Source organism: Komagataeibacter melomenusus, assembly GCF_013155395.1.
Lineage (GTDB): Bacteria > Pseudomonadota > Alphaproteobacteria > Acetobacterales > Acetobacteraceae > Komagataeibacter > Komagataeibacter melomenusus.
The window spans coordinates 21,293-39,592 of the sequence record NZ_JABJWC010000014.1 but is presented as its reverse complement, the minus strand read 5'-3'; the positions used below and the strand labels follow the sequence as shown (position 1 = coordinate 39,592).

18 protein-coding genes are annotated in these 18,300 nt (G+C 63.3%); 9 read left to right on the top strand and 9 right to left on the bottom strand.

From position 1 onward, the window contains the following. Positions 1–8: 8 nt before the first annotated feature. Positions 9–1,781, bottom strand: coding sequence for a dihydroxyacetone kinase subunit DhaL (gene dhaL, locus HNW77_RS07485; RefSeq protein WP_172156537.1), 1,773 nt, complete (start codon positions 1,779–1,781; stop codon positions 9–11). A 338-nt stretch (positions 1,782–2,119) separates the two neighbouring features. On the opposite strand from dhaL, the gene rpiB reads away from it, so the two are divergent. Further along, entirely contained in the window at positions 2,120–2,569 is a 450-nt protein-coding gene (rpiB, locus tag HNW77_RS07480) for a ribose 5-phosphate isomerase B (RefSeq protein ID WP_172156536.1), read from the top strand. Beyond that, positions 2,538–3,626 (top strand): sugar-binding transcriptional regulator, encoded by a 1,089-nt coding sequence (locus tag HNW77_RS07475; protein WP_241694352.1) that lies wholly within the window; start codon positions 2,538–2,540, stop codon positions 3,624–3,626. The genes rpiB and HNW77_RS07475 overlap by 32 nt, the downstream gene beginning before the upstream one ends. Before the next feature lie 26 nt (positions 3,627–3,652). On the opposite strand, the gene HNW77_RS07470 is transcribed toward HNW77_RS07475, so the two are convergent. Beyond that, positions 3,653–4,420, bottom strand: coding sequence for a polyprenol monophosphomannose synthase (locus HNW77_RS07470; protein ID WP_172156535.1), 768 nt, complete (start codon positions 4,418–4,420; stop codon positions 3,653–3,655). On the opposite strand from HNW77_RS07470, the gene HNW77_RS07465 reads away from it, so the two are divergent. From HNW77_RS07465 to HNW77_RS07455, 3 genes are all read left to right on the top strand, one after another. Then, positions 4,419–4,856, top strand: a complete 438-nt coding sequence (locus HNW77_RS07465; protein WP_172156534.1) for a hypothetical protein — start codon at positions 4,419–4,421, stop codon at positions 4,854–4,856. The two genes, HNW77_RS07470 and HNW77_RS07465, sit on opposite strands and share 2 nt — an antisense overlap. A gap of 272 nt (positions 4,857–5,128) precedes the next feature. Beyond that, positions 5,129–6,364, top strand: coding sequence for an NAD(P)-binding domain-containing protein (locus HNW77_RS07460; RefSeq protein ID WP_172156532.1), 1,236 nt, complete (start codon positions 5,129–5,131; stop codon positions 6,362–6,364). Between the two features lie 52 nt (positions 6,365–6,416). Beyond that, positions 6,417–7,745: an ATP-grasp domain-containing protein gene (locus HNW77_RS07455; RefSeq protein WP_172156530.1), complete on the top strand. Its 1,329-nt coding sequence runs from the start codon at positions 6,417–6,419 to the stop codon at positions 7,743–7,745. A 198-nt stretch (positions 7,746–7,943) separates the two neighbouring features. Here the strand turns inward: HNW77_RS07455 and HNW77_RS07450 are convergent, their stop codons facing one another. The 4 genes from HNW77_RS07450 to HNW77_RS07435 all read right to left on the bottom strand — a co-directional run bounded on the left by HNW77_RS07450 (position 7,944) and on the right by HNW77_RS07435 (position 13,254). Beyond that, positions 7,944–9,662, bottom strand: coding sequence for an OprO/OprP family phosphate-selective porin (locus HNW77_RS07450; RefSeq protein WP_408886773.1), 1,719 nt, complete (start codon positions 9,660–9,662; stop codon positions 7,944–7,946). A gap of 154 nt (positions 9,663–9,816) precedes the next feature. Then, complete coding sequence (gene pstS, locus HNW77_RS07445) at positions 9,817–10,809, bottom strand: phosphate ABC transporter substrate-binding protein PstS (RefSeq protein ID WP_172156577.1); 993 nt, start codon at positions 10,807–10,809, stop codon at positions 9,817–9,819. A gap of 173 nt (positions 10,810–10,982) precedes the next feature. Then, a complete protein-coding gene (locus HNW77_RS07440; RefSeq protein ID WP_172156526.1) occupies positions 10,983–12,425 on the bottom strand; it encodes a mannose-1-phosphate guanylyltransferase/mannose-6-phosphate isomerase in 1,443 nt (480 codons plus the stop codon). Between the two features lie 160 nt (positions 12,426–12,585). Continuing rightward, positions 12,586–13,254, bottom strand: coding sequence for a hypothetical protein (locus HNW77_RS07435; RefSeq protein WP_172156524.1), 669 nt, complete (start codon positions 13,252–13,254; stop codon positions 12,586–12,588). Between the two features lie 597 nt (positions 13,255–13,851). Between HNW77_RS07435 and HNW77_RS07430 the strand changes: the two genes are divergently transcribed. From HNW77_RS07430 to HNW77_RS07420, 3 genes are read left to right on the top strand one after another with little or no spacing between them, the layout of a single operon-like run. Further along, positions 13,852–15,198 (top strand): CgeB family protein, encoded by a 1,347-nt coding sequence (locus HNW77_RS07430; RefSeq protein WP_241694351.1) that lies wholly within the window; start codon positions 13,852–13,854, stop codon positions 15,196–15,198. Then, positions 15,195–15,998, top strand: a complete 804-nt coding sequence (locus HNW77_RS07425; protein WP_172156522.1) for a glycosyltransferase family 2 protein — start codon at positions 15,195–15,197, stop codon at positions 15,996–15,998. Before HNW77_RS07430 ends, HNW77_RS07425 begins: the two co-directional genes overlap by 4 nt. A 49-nt stretch (positions 15,999–16,047) precedes the next feature. Beyond that, on the top strand, positions 16,048–16,986 hold the full coding sequence (locus HNW77_RS07420; protein ID WP_172156520.1) for a glycosyltransferase family protein: 939 nt from the start codon (positions 16,048–16,050) through the stop codon (positions 16,984–16,986). Here HNW77_RS07420 and HNW77_RS07415 read toward each other — a convergent pair. The 3 genes from HNW77_RS07415 to HNW77_RS07405 are packed head-to-tail and all read right to left on the bottom strand — an operon-like array spanning position 16,969 to position 17,719. Continuing rightward, a complete protein-coding gene (locus HNW77_RS07415) occupies positions 16,969–17,235 on the bottom strand; it encodes a hypothetical protein (RefSeq protein ID WP_172156518.1) in 267 nt (88 codons plus the stop codon). The genes HNW77_RS07420 and HNW77_RS07415 overlap by 18 nt on opposite strands. 25 nt (positions 17,236–17,260) lie before the next feature. Further along, a complete protein-coding gene (locus tag HNW77_RS07410) occupies positions 17,261–17,413 on the bottom strand; it encodes a hypothetical protein (RefSeq protein WP_172156516.1) in 153 nt (50 codons plus the stop codon). A 21-nt stretch (positions 17,414–17,434) separates the two neighbouring features. Further along, the gene (locus HNW77_RS07405) at positions 17,435–17,719 is read right to left on the bottom strand and encodes a hypothetical protein (RefSeq protein ID WP_159260840.1); all 285 of its coding nucleotides are present in this window, start codon (positions 17,717–17,719) and stop codon (positions 17,435–17,437) included. A gap of 133 nt (positions 17,720–17,852) precedes the next feature. Between HNW77_RS07405 and arfB the strand changes: the two genes are divergently transcribed. Continuing rightward, positions 17,853–18,260: an alternative ribosome rescue aminoacyl-tRNA hydrolase ArfB gene (arfB, locus tag HNW77_RS07400; RefSeq protein WP_172156515.1), complete on the top strand. Its 408-nt coding sequence runs from the start codon at positions 17,853–17,855 to the stop codon at positions 18,258–18,260. Positions 18,261–18,300 lie beyond the last annotated feature (40 nt).

Genomic DNA, 18,300 nt, shown 5'->3' with positions numbered 1-18,300 from the left:
GGCATCATTCAGGCTTCGGCAATGCCAGACAGGCTGGCCGCCATGGTCTGCAGGATCAGGCAGCATGACGTCGCACCCGCATCCAGCACGCCGCGCGAGCGCTCACCCAGCCTGCTGGCCCGGCCAATACGCGCCACAAGGTCGCGGGTTGAATCACGCCCCTGCCCGGCTGCGACCGACATGGCGGCCAGGGCTGCTTTCAGCCCCTGCCCTTCCGCCGCGTGATAGGCCCTGACGGCGGGTACGAGCGTATCCATCAGCGTCTTGTCGCCCACATCGGCATTGCCCAGCGAGCGGATGCCCGCTTCCGCCCCGTCCAGCATCAGGCCGAACAGATGGGCGTCGATATGGGTCACACCTGCCAGCGGCTTGGCCAGCCCTTCAAAAAACCGCCCGTACAGCGGCCCCATCGAGCCACCAATGCCGGCCATGAGCGAGTCCGAAAGGGCACGCAGCCCGCCTTCCATCGTGGGCGGCGTATCACCCAGCGCCTGGCCGCAGCGGGCAAAGCCCTTGGCCATGTTGATGCCGTGGTCGCCATCACCGATCTTGCCGTCAATCTCGCTCAGCCAGTCACGCGCGCCGACAATGGCGCTGACCAGGGCAGGTACCACCGCACGTGTGTTCTCGACCGCAATCCCCGCTGCCGGGATGTAGCGTTCCGTCTCAGCCAGTGCCCCGTGTGCGCCCTGATCGTGCGCCGTGGCCGCCGGGGCCGCCACAACCGGGTTTTCGGGCGCGTTGCCCACGCGCGTCAGGCCGATGGCGTGGGCCGGGTGGGACATCAGCCGGTCCAGTTCCGCATCCAGCTTCATCACCGTCAGCGTCACCCCCTTCATGTCCAGCGAGGTAAACAGGTTGCCCACGAAGTTGTGGCGGATGGTGATGCCGCGTTCGCGCATGATATCGGCAATATCGGCAAACAGCACGTAAAGCTCGATGACCGGCGTGGCCCCAAGGCCGGATACCAGCACCGTCACCTCATCGCCCGCCGTGAAGGGCAGGTCGGGCAGGATATGGTCGCACATCATCCGCGCGATTTCACGCGATGAGCCCAGCCTGCTGATTTCCACCCCCGGTTCGCCATGATGGCCGATGCCGACTTCCATCGTCCCGGCCTCGATCATGAAATTGGGGTGACCGTTGGCGACAATGGTGCACGGTGAAAGCCCGACGCCGATCGAGCGCGTCCTGTCGATCGCCTTGCGGGCAGTGGCCAGCACCTCTTCCAGCGAGGCCCCTTCCTCCGCCCGGGCGCCGGCGGCCTTCCACATCAGGATTTCGCCCGCCACACCCCGCCTGCGCGCCGCGTCATCCTTCGGGGCCGAGGCCACATCATCATTGGCGACCACCGTGCCCACGGCAATTCCCTCGCGCGTTGCGTCATCCACCGCCAGCCGCACATTCATGGTATCGCCTGCATAGTTGCCGAACAGGCAGGCCACCCCCGCGCCGTTATCCGCCTCACGCATCGCGTCAAGGAAGCTGGCTGCGGTGGGGGAGGAAAAGATCTCCCCGATGGCGACGGCATCCAGCAGGCCCCTGCCCACATAACCAAGGAACGCCGGTTCATGGCCGGAACCGCCGCCGGTAATCACGCCAACCTTGCGCGTGGCAGTTTTATGCGCACGGCGCAGGACACGCGGGTTGTTCGTGCCCGCCAGGATATCGGGATGCGCCAGCAGGTAGCCGCGGATTCCGTCTTCAACGATCTGGTCGGGATCATTGAAGATACGGTCCAGCGGGCGCGCGGCGCGCAGGTGAATGTCGATGGTATTCATGGAACTTTCCCGTCTTTCCTCGTGCGACATTGGGCCGCCTTGTTGTTTTTAGTCTGGCCTCCGGAACTTTTGTAATCTTACCGGAACACCTGTTTACGCGGAATCGTAGAACGAAAGCATCTCGCATAGGCTCTAACGCCTTTAACGCACATATTTCTGGCGTTTTCATATCACTATAACGTGATTATGGCGGATATATCCGGTTTACAAAGGTTATTATAATTATCTTTTGTGCATATTGGTTATCGTTTGTGTGGCGCACAACGCAGAGACCCCGCAACAGAAACCCCGCCGGGCGGCCTTCGCTCCCGGGATGACCGGATAAAAGGATACACATCATGGATATCGCCATCGGCTGCGATGAAGCAGCATTCACCCTGAAGGAAACCATCCGTGATTTTCTTGAGGCGGAAGGCCACGCCATTACCGATTACGGTACATATGACGGCGCGCCGGTCCTCTATCCCGATATTGCCGTAACCGTGGCCGAGGCCATAAAGGCCGGAACGCACGAACGCGGCATCCTGCTGTGCGGCACGGGAATCGGGGTCGCCATCAGCGCCAACAAGGTTCATGGCATCCGCGCCGCCCAGACACACGACACCTATTCCGCCGAGCGGGCCATGAAGAGCAACAACGCCCAGATCATTACATTGGGCGCGCGCGTGATTGGCCCCGAACTTGCAAAAACGATTGTGAAAGCGTACCTCTCATCGCAGTTTTCCGGTGGCCCATCAGCCGAAAAAATCAGTCGCATTGCTTATTACGAGGAACGCCTCCCTGTCTGACACCCCGCGCAAATCCACCCGCACGGCATCGCCCGAACGCCCAGGGCGGCGCGCAGGGTCGCGTGATGCCGTGCAGGCCGCGCCAGATGCAAAATCCGGCGGGCGCACGGAAGTCACGCTGGATCAGGTTACGGAAATCGCGGCCCTCTATTACCTTGAACAGGTGACACAGGAAGAACTGTCCAGGCAGTTCTCCCTGTCGCGCCCCACCATCAGCAAACTGCTCAAGCGTGCGCGTGAGGAAGGCATTGTCGATATCCGCGTGCGCACGCGCCCTGCCGCCGCAGCCGCACTCGAGCAGGAATTCCAGCGCCGCTTTGGCATTGCCCGGCTGCTGACGGCAGTCGACCAGCGCGACCAGGACGCCCAGCGTGACAGCGTGGCCGCCATCGTCGCCCTGCATCTCGACAGCATCCTGCAAGACGAGATGATCATCGCCGTGGGCATGGGCCGTAACATCGCGGCCATCGCCAGCCATACCGGCATGCCTGTCACCCGCGCCATTACCTTTGTCTCCGCCATCGGGGGGTCGATGCGCGCGGGCGAGCACATGAGTTCCGACCACATCTGCCGCCGCCTTGCCGCGCGCTTTGGCGGCGAGAGCGAAACGCTCTACGCCCCCGCCCTTGTGGCTGATGCCCAGATGCGCCGGGCGCTCATGGCCAACGATGTCGTGCAGCACACGCTCAACCGGGCGCGCCGGGCCGATATTGCCCTGATCGGCATTGGCGATGTGAATGAAGACAGCAACATGGTGCGCATGGGCTGGTTCTCGCCTGCTGAAATCGCGGCCTCTAAACTCGCGGGCGCGATTGGCGACATGATGGGCTATGACTTCATCACGATTGCAGGCAAGGCGGCCGACGTGCCGATGCAGGGCCGTGTCATCGGGCTTTCGCTCGATGAGTTGCGCCGCATCCCCAATGTCATCGCCATTGCATCGGAAAGCACGAAGATCGTTGCCATCCTGGCTGCCCTGCGCACCGGCACCATCACCACGCTGGCCACGACCGAAGCCAATGCCCGCACCATTCTGGAACTGGATGCGACGGCGTAGGGCACCGTTCCAGGCAAGGCCAGCCTTTATTTATAACGCCGCCACAGATGATGAAGCAGCATCTGCACGAACTGGAAAAGCACCTTCCGGTCCATCTTGCTCGCCCCCTCATGCCGGGCGCGGAACACGAATGGCAGTTCAATAACCCGCGGCCCCGCTTCCTGCGCCATCAGCAGGTCGAGCAGGATCTTGAACCCCGTGCCCGACAGGCTGCCAACCGACTGCACGAACAGCGCGCGCCGCATGGCGAAGAACCCGCTCATCGGGTCGCTCACGCGCAGGGGCAGCAGGCATTGCGCCACCCGGATGCCAAACCCGGACAGCGCGCGCCGCCAGGCATTGGCCAGCCCGGCATTATCGCCGCCTTTGACATGGCGGCTGCCTATGGCGATGTCATAACCCTGCTGGCTTATGGCATCGGCCATCCCGGCCAGCAGGGCTTCATCATGCTGCATGTCGCAATCCATCACCGCCACAACGGGCGCTGATGAGGACAGCACCCCCTCGATCACGGCGGAAGACAGGCCCCGCCGCCCGATCCGCAGCAGGCCGCGCACCCTTGTGTCAGCCCGTGCCAGGCGCCAGACCTCATCGATGGTGCCATCGGGTGAATTGTCATCGACAAAAATGAGTTCCCAGTCATGGCCGGCCACCGCTTTTCTGACGGCATGGAACAGGGGAACGATATTGCCCCGCTCCTGATAGCACGGAACGATGATGCTCAGCCCCGGCCCCGGATGCGGGGGAGGGCCTTCATGTCTATCCCGTGGCTCAGATGCGGACAAAGCTTGCATGGTCGATAAAATCCCGGGCAGGGCACCTGATGAACACACGGGCGTGCAGACGCAACAGGAACACGCAAAAGGTCGCTTACGCCTGGCCACCGGAGATAAAGGATTTCACCCACAGTCGCAACACGGTAACGCTGCCCGTTATAATAAATACTTTAAAAACAATGCTTTGATTGGAAATAATAACGGTCCTGGCATGGCCGCCCTTTTGTGGAAGGCCGCGCTGCCGCAGCTTTCAAAACCATCTTTGCCAGAAACTTTCTCCTGCTTGCCACGCAATGGCAGGACGCGCTTTGCCTGCCCCGTTACGGCAGGCTGGCAGGCGCCTGTTGGCGCGCAGGCCCCCGCACCCCATGCCCGCGTGCGCGAAGTATGGAAACAGCATAAAAGTTTCATTCACACTATTTATTTCTTCACAACCATAACGTGCGCTCTATAAAGCGCACATCTTACGATGAGTGCTGTGTGATTTTTGCCAGATCACGCATCTCTTACATATATTTGTCTTTTTTTGATTGTTGTCTTTCATGGGGTAAATGTATGGTTAACGTATGGCCAGATCGTGGTCTGGCCCTCGTTCTGACACGCCATCCCCTGTTTGCGTGCAGGTAATACATCGGCATCTGTCATGAATGCCCGATACAGATTCACGTCTCCACACTTTTACTGATCATTGTTCGCACTCCGAACCTACAGGCTGGTGGATTTCTGATGAATACTGACATCGCCATTATAGGGGCTGGTCCCTATGGCCTTTCCCTTGCCGCGCATCTGCGCGAGAGGGGGGTGAATTTCCGTATTTTCGGGCGGCCCATGGCATTCTGGCGCGACCATGTGCCTGCTGCCCTGCGGCTCAAGGCGGAAGGCTTCGCGCTGGATCTGTTCGACCCCGCGCGGCGGTTCACGCTGGCGCGGTTCTGCCGTGAGCGCGGCTACCCTTACGCGCCAACGGGCGTGCCCATTCCCGCCGAAGTCTTTCGGGAATATGGCGAGACGTTCCAGAAAACCCATGTGCCCCAGCTCAGGCCCTTTCTGGTCACGCGCCTCACCCGCGCGGGCGAGGGTTTCGCGCTGCGGCTGGACAATGGCGAGAACGTCATGGCGCGCAACGTGGTGCTGGCGGTGGGCATCGAGCATTTCGCCTACCTGCCCCCCGTCGTGCGCGGCCTGCCGCGCGAGCGGATCAGCCATACGTTTGACGAGACGGCCTTCGCCCGCTTTGCGGGCAAGCGCGTGGCGGTGATCGGGGCGGGGTCATCGGCGGTGGATACGGCGTGCTTCCTGCATGATGCGGGGGCGGAAACCTTCATCTGTACCCGGCGGCCCAAGATCTGGATCAACAACCCGCCACAGAAGCTCAGCCCGCTCAGGCGGCTGGTCACGCGCATCAGGAAACCCCTCTCCGGCCTTGGCACGGGCTGGCGCTCGCGCATGGCGTGCGACCTGCCCGATGTGTTTCACATGCTGCCCGCGCGCCTGCGGCTGCGCATCACGCGCGGGCATCTCGGGCCTGCGGCAGGCTGGGTGACCGGGCAGGTCGTGCGCGAGAAGGTGCCGATCTGGCTCAACGTGGAACTGACCGCCGCCGCCCTGCACGGCGGCGCCATTCACCTGACCTTCCGCGACAGACAGACCGGCCTGACCTGCACGGCGGAGGTGGACCACGTCTTCCTGGGCACAGGCGTGCAGGTTGCCGTTGACAGGCTGCCTTTTGTCGATCCGGCGCTGGCGCGCGCCGTGCGCACGGAAGACAGCATGCCCGCGCTGTCGCGCCACTTCGAATCCAGCGTGCCGGGACTGTATTTCATCGGCCCGATGGCGGCTGGCAGCTTTGGCCCGCTGCTGCGCTTTGCGTGGGGCGCGCGCTTTACCGCCCGCAGGCTGACGGCGCGCTTCAGGCGGCAACGCGCCTTTGCAGCCTTTGCGCAACCAGCCTTTGCGCCGTAACGCTCCCCTGCCGGTCATGGCCGCCATGACCTGAACTGGAAAGTCCTGACCCATGAAAAATGATTTTACAGTTCTGATCGTCTCCTCCGTCTGGTGGTCCGCCATGACGCGGGCCGCCCTGGAATTCATCGAAAGCGGGGTGAGCGTGCATGCCATCTGCCCGCAGGGGCATTCGCTGCATTGCCTTGATGGCATCGCAAGCTTCAGCCGCTACCCTTATTTCGCCGCCCCCGGCGTCCTGGCCGAGGCCATGGCCCGCATCCGGCCCGACCTGGTCGTGCCCGCCGATGACCGGGTGGTGCTGGCCCTGCACCAGGCTTATGCCGAGGCCGATCCCGGCACCGAGGCGGGCCGCCTGTGCCGTGAAACCATTGCGCGTTCGCTCGGCCAGCCCGAATTCTTCAGCTATGCCGAAACACGGCTTAAACTGATCGAGGCCCTGCGGGCAAAGGGCGTGCCCACCCCTGCCGCGGCCGCCCTCGATACGGCACAGGACCTGCGGGCATGGTGCGCGCGCACGCCCGGGCCGTGGGTACTCAAGCGCGACCGGAGCTGGGGCGGGTCGGGCGTGGTCATTGCCGATACCCCGCCAGAGGCGATGGCAGCCTTCCGCCGCCTGTCGCAGCCCGCGCGCATGGCCTGCGCGCTGCGCGTGCTGCTGGCGGATCGGGACATCTATTCCTTCATGGAGGCCTCGAGCCGCCGCCTTATGCCGGTCATGGCGCAGGCGCATGTTGAGGGCATGCCCGCCAATATCATGGTGGCGTGCTGGCGTGGCGAGGTGATTGCAACGCTGGGGGCCAATGTCGTGGCCTATCAGGGGCGCACGGGGGCGGCCACGGTCATCGAGATCACCGGGTCCGCGGATATGGAGCATGCAGCACGGGTGGCGTGCGGCAGCCTCCAGCTTTCAGGTTTCTTCGGGCTGGATTTCGTGCGCTGCGCCAGAACCGGCACCTATCACTTCATAGAAATGAACCCGCGCCTGACCCAGATCGGTCATCTGTGCCATAATGGCACGACGCTGATCCGCAGCCTGCTGCGCCATGTGCGCGGCACGCAGCCTGCCGTCACATCACCCGACATGCCGGACCTTGGCGCGCGCACGCTCGTGGCGCTGTTCCCGCAGATATTGCGCGCGGAAGCCGACAGCGTGCGCCATGCCTCCGCATGGATCGACATTCCGTGGCGGCACCCGGCCCTGGTGGAGGAACTGCTGCGCCGCCCCTGGCCACGCCGTGGCTCGGTAGCGCGGCTGGAGGAACGCCTGCGGCCCAACATGCCTTATGGCAAATCGGTGGACCGCAGCGAGGCCATGGGCAAGCTCTCCACCCTGCTGCAGGCGGGCATGATTACCGACATGCCGCTCGCCCTCCCCTAGGCCCGCCAGGCGGCCACCGCGGCAGGACGCATGAATGCAAACGGGCTGCATGGCATCACCATGCAGCCCGTTGCGTAACGGCGAGGGACCATGCCCCCACGGAACCGCCTTAAAATCGCGCACGCGCCTGTCATAAAGCGGTTTTCAAAACTTCAGGAAACGCCGCCCGCATGAAGCAGGGCAGCACCCGGAAGGCTGTTAGAAAGCGGCCTGGATACGACCGGCGACGGAATTGCCATCACGGCCATACAGGTCATACAGGGCGCTGTTGCGGCTGACGATGATGTGGTTGAAGTCAAGCATGAAGCGGAAATGCCGGTTGGGATACCAGTTCACACCCGCCGACCAGACCGTCTGCTGCCCGCCACGGATGCCACCGGGCGTGCCCAGGGCGCTGTCCAGATCCGCCACGCTGTAACGGGCAGACAGTTCCAGCGCGCCCCAGTAGCCGTGGGCCGGGTCAAACGCATGGTCAACGCCCGGAGCGGCGAAGGCGCCTTCCTTGATGTTGTAGCTACGCGCCTTGCCAAACAGGGTGTAGTTGGCGGCGCCATAGTAACCCTGGAAATTGACGGTGCCACGATTGGCGGCACTCGTGCCGTAGTTGTCACCACGGGTTACGCCGATATGGTAGTATTCACCCTTCAGCACCAGGCGCTTCCAGCGGAAGCCGAGTTCGGGACCAGCCGACCAGATGCTGCCCACGTTGCCCACCGTCGTGCTGAGGAACTTGGTGGTGGTCAGGTTGACTTCAGGCCCTTCGGAAAAGGTATAGCTGCGCGAACCGCCATTTTCCGCCACCTTGAACGCGGTAATGCCAGACACGCCAACATGCACGTCAATATCCTTGGACATGTAGGGGCGGCCCGCCACGCGGAAGGTGGCGCCGCTCTGGCTGTCGGCAATGCCGGTATAGCTGTTGACGCCGGTTACCTTTTCAGGTGAGCCGCCACGCGCGCCATAGCTCTGGCCCGTCACGTAACCCGCAATCCACCAGCGCTTGGCATAATGCAGCGCGCCAAAGCTCATGCGCGCGTCACCGGCGGCGATGTTACGCACGATATCGGTAATGGCGGGGCGCTCCATCATCTCGAATTCGTTCGAACTTTCGGAGTCTTCTTCCGTCACGCGCGGCTGGAAGTAACCGGCCGTAATGACGGTGTTGTGGAAGCCCGCATAGTTGAGGTTGGCTTCATACAGCGTTGTCGCGCCATCGCCCGTGCCATTGCCGAAGTCCGGCGTGATGTTGGCGATCCAGTTCTTGTAGCGAAACGAGATGGGAATACGCAGGCGGCGGGCGTTTTCGGCCAGGCTGGAGAAATCACCCCGCGCCTCGCCCCGGCGCGGGGACATGCCCATGAAGCCGCCGATGTCTTCATGGAAGGCAAGGCCGATGGACATGGCATACATGCCATCATCAGACGAAATGGTCGGGCGCCCGCCGGGGAAGCCCACCATCATGCCACCAAGGTGCAGGGCCTCTTCCTTTTCCGTCGCGGCGCGGAAGGAGGACCAGGAGGACGACACGCCACGGTCGGATGGCGGGGTGCCGAGATCGGCCTTCTGCAACACGCTGCCCATGCCGCTGCCCGTGCCGGTGTCGCCACCGATATGGATGTCACGCGCATAGCTTTCGGGCAGGGGCTGGCCATTGGCGGCGGCCACCCGGCGGGCCTGCGCCGCATTGGCGGCCGTCGTGTTGGGGGCGTGCGTTTCAGCACGGGCAAGGCGCTGGCGCAGGACACTGATCTGGCCCGACATTTCACGCCGCATTTCCTGCATTTCGCGCTGCAGGGCCTGAATCTGGGCAGCATCGGAGGCCGATGCCGCATGAGCTGACTGAAGGGAGCACGCCCCCCACAGGGCGGAGGAACCAAGCAACAGTGAAGCAGCTGAGCGGCGAATCATATGAACCATTCCGTAATGAAGAATGGGTTCATTTAAGGGCGTGACACAGGTTTGTGTGTTATGTTTCCAATACAGTTTCATGAAGGTTTTATGACAGTCCTCCATACAGAAAAACCGCCCGGAAACCGGGCGGTCCTGTTATGTCGTTACTGTGCCGGGAGGATTATCTGGCGCTGTCCCACTGGCGCATGATCTCGGCCTTGACCGTGGCGGGAACCGTTACGTAATCCAGCTTGTAGGCTGCCGCATCCCCGCTCTTGAGCGCATAGCCAAAGAACTTGCGCACGGCCGCCCCATGTTCGGCCTTGGCGGTGGGTACCGGCACGAGCACATAGGTGGGCGAGACGATCGGCCACGCGCCAGCGCCTGCCGTATCAAGCAGGTCAACGGCGAAGTGGGAGGCATCCTTCCAGTCGGCGGCCTCGGCAGCACTCCTGAAGCTGTCCATATCGGGGGCGACATAGGCGCCGCTATGGTTCTTGAGCTTGACGGTGACCATGTGCGCATTGGCGGCGAAGGCATATTCGACATAGCCGATCGCGCCCTCGGTATTGCGCACGGAGGCGGCAACCCCGTCATTGCCACGCGCGCCGATGCCGCCGGGCCAGGCGATGGAAGCGCCACTACCCTGCCCCTCGCGCCACTCGGGCGAGACACGGGCGAGATAGCCGGTAAACACCGCCGTCGTGCCCGAGCCATCGGCGCGGTGCACGGTGGCCACGGCCGTGTCAGGCAGTTTTACGCCGGGGTTGAGGGCGGCGATGCGCTTGTCGTTCCACTGCTCGATCTCGCCGCGATAGATGGCGGCCAGCGTGGGGCCATCAAGCTGGATCTGGTTGGCGGCAATGCCGGGCAGGTTGATGACCGGCACGATGCCGCCCATGACCGTGGGGAACTGGAACAGGTGGGCGTTTTCCAGCTTCTGCGCATCCATCGGCACGTCGGAGGCGCCAAAATCAACCGTGCCGGCCAGGATCTGGTTCTGCCCGGCGGAGGAGCCGACCGTCTGGTAATTCAGGTTGACGCCCGCAGCACTCCGCGCATCCGCCCCCCAGGCACCATAGATGGGCGCGGCGAAGCTGGAACCGGCCCCTGTAATGTCAGCGGCATGGGCCATGACGGGCAGGGCGCTTGCCAGCAGGGCACAGGTAAGCATTCGAGCAGGAAAGGACATAATACTCATGTTCTCCGACATGAAGAATACAGACGCGTCTGGCCTTGCAGCCGACAGGCCGAAGAATAAAAAATTAATATCCGTAATGAAAATGATATGTCCATGACAGTTTTATGAAGGAAATATGAACCTTCCAATCCCTGCCATGGCCCTGGTCAGGTGCGGCTGTACGCATCCTCCAGCCGCACGATATCATCCTCGCCCAGATACGGGCCGGACTGTACCTCGATCAGGGTCAGCGGAATGCGCCCGGGGTTTTTCAGCCGGTGCGTGGCGCCAAGCGGCAGGTAGACGCTCTCGTTCTCGCGCACCAGGATCTCCTCCCCGTTGCGCGTGACCTGGGCCGTGCCTTCCACCACCACCCAGTGCTCGGCGCGGTGGTAATGTTTCTGCAGCGACAGCATCCGCCCTGCCTCCACCACGATCCGCTTGACCTGAAAGCGGGTGCCCACGATCAGCGTCTCGTAAAAGCCCCAGGGGCGGTAGCGGCGGCGATGGGCCGTGGCCTCGGGGCGGCCCGCCTTCTTGAGCTGCGCCACGATGGTTTTTACATCCTGCGCATGGTGGCGATGGGTGACCAGCACCGCATCTTCATTGACCACCACCAGCAGGTCTTCCACCCCGCTCACCGCGGTCAGGATGCCATCGGTGCGCACGTAGCTGTTGGTGGTGTTGTTGAGCACCACATCGCCACTGACCACGTTGCCCGCGCCATCGGGCGGCCCGAGTTCCCACAGCGCATCCCAACTGCCCACGTCCGACCAGCCGAAATCACCGGGGATGACGGTCATGAGGCCGGTGCGCTCGGCCACGGCGTAATCGATCGAGATATCGGGCGATGCGGCAAAGGCGGTGGGGTCCAGCCGTTCAAAATCGATGTCGGAGCGCCGCTCGCGCACGGCCACGCGCATGGCGGCGAGGATGGCGGGCTCGAATTTTTCCATCTCCCCCAGCAGGGTCCGCGCCGTGAACACGAACATGCCCGAGTTCCATAAAAAACACCCCGAGCCAAACATCCGCGCTGCATTGGCGGCATCAGGTTTTTCAACGAACCGCTCCACCGCGAAGGCACCGTCATGCCCCGCAAGCGGCGCCCCTTTTTCAATATAGCCATAGCCGGTCTCGGCCCGCGTGGGGGTCATGCCGAAGGTCACGATCCGCCCCGCCCGCGCCACCTGCGCCGCCAGCGCAAGTGCCGGGGCCACGTTCTGCGGCTTCTGCATCGCGGCATCGGCGGCCATGATCCACAGCACCGCATCGGGGTCGGTCTCGGCCGCGAGCAGGGCGGCGGCCGTGATGGCGGGGGCGGAATTGCGCCCGACCGGCTCAAGCAGGATGCGCGGCGCGGTGATGCCCACTTCGCGCAATTGTTCGGCCATGATGAAGCGATGCTCGTTGTTGCACACCACGATGGGTGCGCTGAAGCCCGGCCCGTGGCTGCGCAGCGCGGTTTCCTGCACCAGGGTGCGCTGCGAGACCAGCGGCCAGAACTGCTTGGGGTAGGCGCTGCGCGAGACGGGCCACAACCGGCTGCCACTCCCCCCCGACAAAATGACCGGCACCACGGGCAGGGCAGGATGCGGGAGGGGACCGGTCATGGAAACTCCTGAAGGAACGGGGCGGACATTCACACAGCGCCTGAAAATGATGGAAGTTCTGGGGCATGCTTTTTTTTCGCAAGGCACCGGAGCCGGCCTTCATGCCAGAGGCTGCCGGAGCGCATGGTCAGCGCCCTGTTTTTTTTTGCAGAACGCGCCTTTAGTGAATTTTCTGGGCATCAGCGCGCAGCACGTCAAGCGAGGCACGCAGTTGCATCGCCTTCTCGAAATCGTTCATCTGCTCGCGCCGGTCGGCAAACAGGATGGCGTCGATGCGCAGCACCATCTTGCGCAGCCGCCAGAACTGCTCGGCATCGACAATCAACGTACGTGACATGTCCTCCAGCGCGCCAACCTGGATGTATTTGGTGTTGTGGAGGGGATCATCGTGCAGTTCCTCCACGAAAATGGGCACGAAGCACAGCGCCACCGAACAGGGCGCGGGCGTGAAGGGGTGCATCTCGTGCCCGTCATAGACCTTGACGCGGCTGATATCGAACTTGGCGTATTCCTTGAGCAGCCATGCCATCTGGGTAGCGGGGGCGATGCGGGCGAAGTCGGCGCGGGTGAAGTCAAGGAAGACCTTGCGGTCCCTGATGATGGTCTGGTCATCAAGGGCAAGCTGCCGGGCGAAGGCTGCCTCCTCCTGCGAATGCTTGATCAGGACATTGTGCTGGGCAAAATCCGTCTCGCTGCGCGCGCTCCAGTGCTGGTAGAGCGCAAAGGCCGTTCCCAGGCACAGCAGCACCGGCACGCTCATGCAGGCCCACCAGTGCCGCCGCGCAAAGGCCCGCAGGCCCTTCTCTTCATCCATCCGGGTCGGATACATGCACCCGATCTCCCTGTCTGTGCCCCAACGCTGGCCCGCAGGCCGCAGGCACCGGGACACCGCTTTTTCCAGCCATCATGATAGCAGAAGGGCCGCGGGGCTGTCATGCCGCGGGCATGCACGCGGCTGGCCCATCCCCTGCCATATTCATCATGATTGATAATATCGGGCGCGCGCACCCTGGCACCGGGCCATGCAGGATGGCCCGCATGACCGTTCTTTTATGACTGTACGGTACAGGATACGGCCTGTAACCCGCGCCCCAGCACCAAAAACCACCCGTGCAATAATCAATTCTTAATGGAAGTGCCCTAGCAGGAGGGATGTGCCCGCCCCGGCGTGCACCCCAATCCCCCCAGCCAAGGTAAGAACCATTGTCCGCGGACCTGCTCCTGACCCTGACACCGACGGAACAACAGGACCTCCAGCAGATCAGGGAGTCCGGCCAGTTCGATGCGGCCTTCTATCTCGCCACCTATACGGATGTGGCCGGGTCCAAACTCGATCCCCTGCTGCATTACGTCAAATACGGCTATCGTGAAGGGCGTCAGCCCAACCGCAACTTCCGGCCCGATGCCTACCTGATCCAGCACCCCGATGCGGGGGGCACGCAACCGCAACCCCTTCATCCACTTCCTGCACACGCATGCGGGCTGCCACGTGGCCCACCAGGGCCTGCTCACGCGCTTCCACCTCGAGGACCTGAGCATCGGCGTGCGCACGCTCGAGCAACTGCCGTTTTTTGAACCCGGCGCCTATCACGACAGCAACCGCGACCTTGACCGCGACATGACGGACATGGCCGAGCACGCCCTGCTCTATGGCGTGCCCGAAGGGCGGCGCATCTTCAGCCCGCTGCGTGTATCGGAAACACTGGGCGCGCTGTGCGCGGCAAAGGGGCTGGATGATGCGGACTACCTCGCCCCCGGCGGCCCGGTGCCCGAAAGCATCGGCGTCTATTACAATACGGCCGGGAATGTCTTCATCCACGAGATCGCGGCCGACCTGCATCGCAGCCTGAGCGAGGCCGGGCTGGACTGCCGCCTGCTTGATGAGACCGCCAGCATTGATGACCGCCCCGCGCTGTGCATTTTCGTTGCCCCGCATGAGTTCTTTCACCTTGGCCGCGGGCGGGACTGGGCCACGGGCGCCATCATCCGCGATGCCATCATGTTCAATACCGAACAGCCCCAGACCCTGTGGTTCGAGCGCGGCCTGCCCTTCCTGCTCATGGCGGCAGGCGTGATCGATATCTGCTACCAGATGGCCGAGAGCTTCCGGCAGGCCGGGCTGCCCGCCATCCATTTCACGCCCACCATCGGCACAGAGCGCGATTATCTGCAAAAAGACGACATGCAGCACCCCATGGTGCGCATCCTGCCGCCTGCGTGCCGCAAGCGCCCCGACCCCGCAACGCCCTTTGCGGAGCGCGGGCTGGATATCAGCTTTTTTGGCGGCCTTTCGGCCCACCGCGAGAAGTTCTTTGCCCGCAATGCCGGTTTCTTCGCGCAGTACCGCACCTATTTCTACTACCGCAAGTTCACCACACCCATCGATACCAGCCCGCGTGACCGGCCGCTCTCGCGCCTGGCCGCCCATGTGGCGGGACATTCGCGCATTGCGCTGAACATCCACCGCGATGACTACGGTTTTTTTGAATGGCACCGCATCGTCAAGGGGGCCATGGCCAACGGGGCGGTGGTGGTGTCCGAGCCGTGCCTGCCGCATCCGGTCTTCCGGCCGGGCGAGCACTTCCTTGAAGAAACGGGCCGCCATATCCCCAATCTGGTCGAATGGCTGACCCAGACGCCGGATGGACAGGCCAAGGCCGAGGCCATCCGCCGCAGCGCCCTGAAACTGATCGGCACGCCAGCGGGCAACCGGGCGGGCTGCGCGCGGATCCGCGACTTTATCGCGCATGTATGGAGCACACCGGAAGAATGAGCATTGCAGCCCCCTGGATGGTGACCGGCGAGACCGTCTTCGCCTTCAAGCACCGCCGCAGGAAACCGGCCGACCTGGTCAGCCTGTGCGTGACCAACTTCAATTATGGCTGCTACATCATCGAAGCGCTTGATTCGCTTGCCGCCCAGACCCACGCCGCCCTTGAACTGGTGGTGGTCGATGACTGCTCGGGCAAGGATGATTCCGTGGCCCTCATCACCGCATGGATGGAGGAAAACCACGCACGCTTCTGGCGCTGCACCCTGGTCGTGCATACGCGCAACCTTGGCCCGTCGGCTGCGCGCAATACCGCGTTCCACCATGCAGGCGGGGCGTTCGTGTTCGTGATGGATGCGGACAACATGATCTATCCCCGCGCCATTGCCCGCCTGCATGAGGCGGCGGTGGATGGCGGGTTTGACGCCACGTACTGCCAGCTTGAATATTTTGGCAAGGAGCAGCGCATCGGCTCGGCGGACATATGGGACCCCGCCCAGATCGTGCGCGAGAACTACGTGGATGTAATGGCCCTGCTGCGCCGTGAGGCGTGGGAGGCGGTAGATGGCTACAGCCATATTGACGAAGGCTGGGAAGACTATGATTTCTGGCTGAAATTCATCGACCGCGACTTCCAGGCCGCCTACGTGCCCGAGATCCTGTGCCGCTACCGCGTGCATGGCAGTTCACGCACCACCAACGAGGCCTGGATCGCGCATGAAAGCCTGCGCGCCATCATGGCCTTCCGCCACCCCGGGCTGAGCGCGCGCTACCGCCAGCCACCTGGCGTGGGCAGGACCTGAAAAAAAGCCGCGTATTTCCGCCCACGCCGTCCTGTGCCTATATGGGGCCATGACGCCGCCTGACCACCCTGCCTCCCCTGCCGCCCGCCGCATTATCGTAACCGGGTGCGACCATGCCTATTTTGAACTGGTGGCCGAACTCATCGCCTCCATCCGCGATCATGCCGATACGACCATCGGCGTGATCGACTGCGGCATGACGGTGGCCCAGCGTGAAAGGCTCGGGGCGCAGGGCGTGCTTGTGCTTGCACCCCATATCCCCGATTACGCGCCGCGCCGCGCGCTGGCAAAACGGCCCAGCCTTGCCATCAACATCAGCAAGCTGTGGCTTGACCAGATGCTGCCCGATTTTGACCTGATCCTGTGGCTTGACGCCGATACATGGGTGCAGGACGGGCAGGCGCTTGAACGGATGTTTGAAGCCGCCATGAGCCGGACCCTGGCCATCGTGCCCGAAATCGGCGCCAAGCGGGCCGATCTGCTGGGCGTGCGCTGGCTGTGCCCCGGCTGGATGCAGATCCGCTCGTTCCTGTACAAGAACGCCACCCGCGCCCGGCTGCCATTTGCCATCCGCAGGCGCATCGGGGCCAAGCCGCTGCTCAATGCGGGTGTGTTCTGCCTGCACCGCCACGCCCCCATCTGGACCGTGCTGCGCCAGTGGCAGGCGCTGATCCTGCCACGCCGCCACATGGCCTTCACGCAGGACCAGCTCTGCATGGCGCTGGCCGTCTATATCGACGGCCAGCCCGTGACCTTTCTCGATAACAGCCACAACTATATCGGCCCCTGGCTGCTTGATGAGGCCACGGGCATGCTGGCCAACCTGTTCTTTCCGCATGCGCCGGTGGGCATCGTGCACATGGCCTCGCAAAAGGCCATGCGCAACGCGCTGGAGAACACCCTCGCCATTCCCACCGTGCAGGGCGGAACCGTTGCGGTCAACCTGCGCTATGGCGGCATGCGGGCGCTGTCAGGCCGCGGGGGTTGAGCCCTTGGCCTGCTTTTCGGCGCGGGCGGCCTGACAGCGCTCGGCGGCCTGGCGCAACTGCCCGGCAAGGTTGAGCGCCAGTTCAGGCGGCAGCACGGTGACCACGCGCCTGTCGCCCCTGGGCATGTGCTCGGGTGCGGTGGCCATGAACAGGTCCATCACCACGATGGAATCCTGCACGGCCTCCGCCCCGCAACTGACGGTAGGATAGACCACGGCCCGGCCGGCGGCGTCGCGTTCATCTTTCATGGTGGCAGTTCCCTTTCGGGCGCATTCAGCGCGTGGCGGGGCGTGACGCATCACGCCGCAGTTGCAGGTTCAGGTCATGGATCGTCTTGCGGGCCTGCACGAGTTCTTCACGCACGCGCGCCAGCTCCGCCTTGAGCGCTGCGATTTCTGCCCGCAGGGCAGGAGGATGATCGGCCATGTGCAACATCTTCCTTGCAAATCAGGTTTTGGGGGCGGTCGATGCGAAGCGGGCGCGCACCTGCTCGAACAGGGCGCGCGCGGCCATGTCCTTCGTATCGGTATGCTCGATGTGATGGCGCATGCGGGCGGCGATTTCATCGGCATGCAGTACCTTCGCCTCGACAAGCATCTGCATGAGGTCCATGACAACGATCTGCTGGGCCGCGATCATCTTGACCACGGGCATGACCTTGGCCTGCGCCGCATCGCCCGCCGCCTGCGCCAGAACCTTGCGCAACTGGTCCGTTTCGGCCTGATCGTTCATGATTGTGCTCCTCCGCTCTTGTCATCTCGCGGCAGGCATGGTGATAGCAAACAGCCGGTACAGCAATGCCGCCCACGCAGGGCCGCTCATAGGCGGCCGCCGCATCTGCCTCCCTTCAGGACCGTAAACCGCCATGTCACCCCCCACCATCCCCGATGATGAATTACATGTGACCTATATCCTGGCTTCGGGGCCGGGCGGGCAGAACGTCAACAAGGTAGCGACGGCGGCGCAACTGCGCTTTGATGCGCGCAGTTCGCCCTCACTTTCCGCCCGTGTCAAAAGCAGGCTGATTGCGGTAGCAGGCAGCCGCATGACGGCGGATGGCGTGATCGTGCTGACCGCGCGCCGCTTTCGCAGCCAGATCCGCAACCGCGAGGACGCCGTGGCCCGCCTGCATGAGATGATTGCCGCGGCCAGCCACGTACAGGCCTACCGCGTGCCCACCCGCCCCTCGCGCACGCAGCGCCGCAAGCGGGTGGACAACAAGAAGCACCGCAGCCGCATCAAGCAGGGCCGCAGCAGCAACCACCTGGACTGAAGATAAAAGAGAAAAGTTTTTGGTGAAGCTTTTTTCAAAA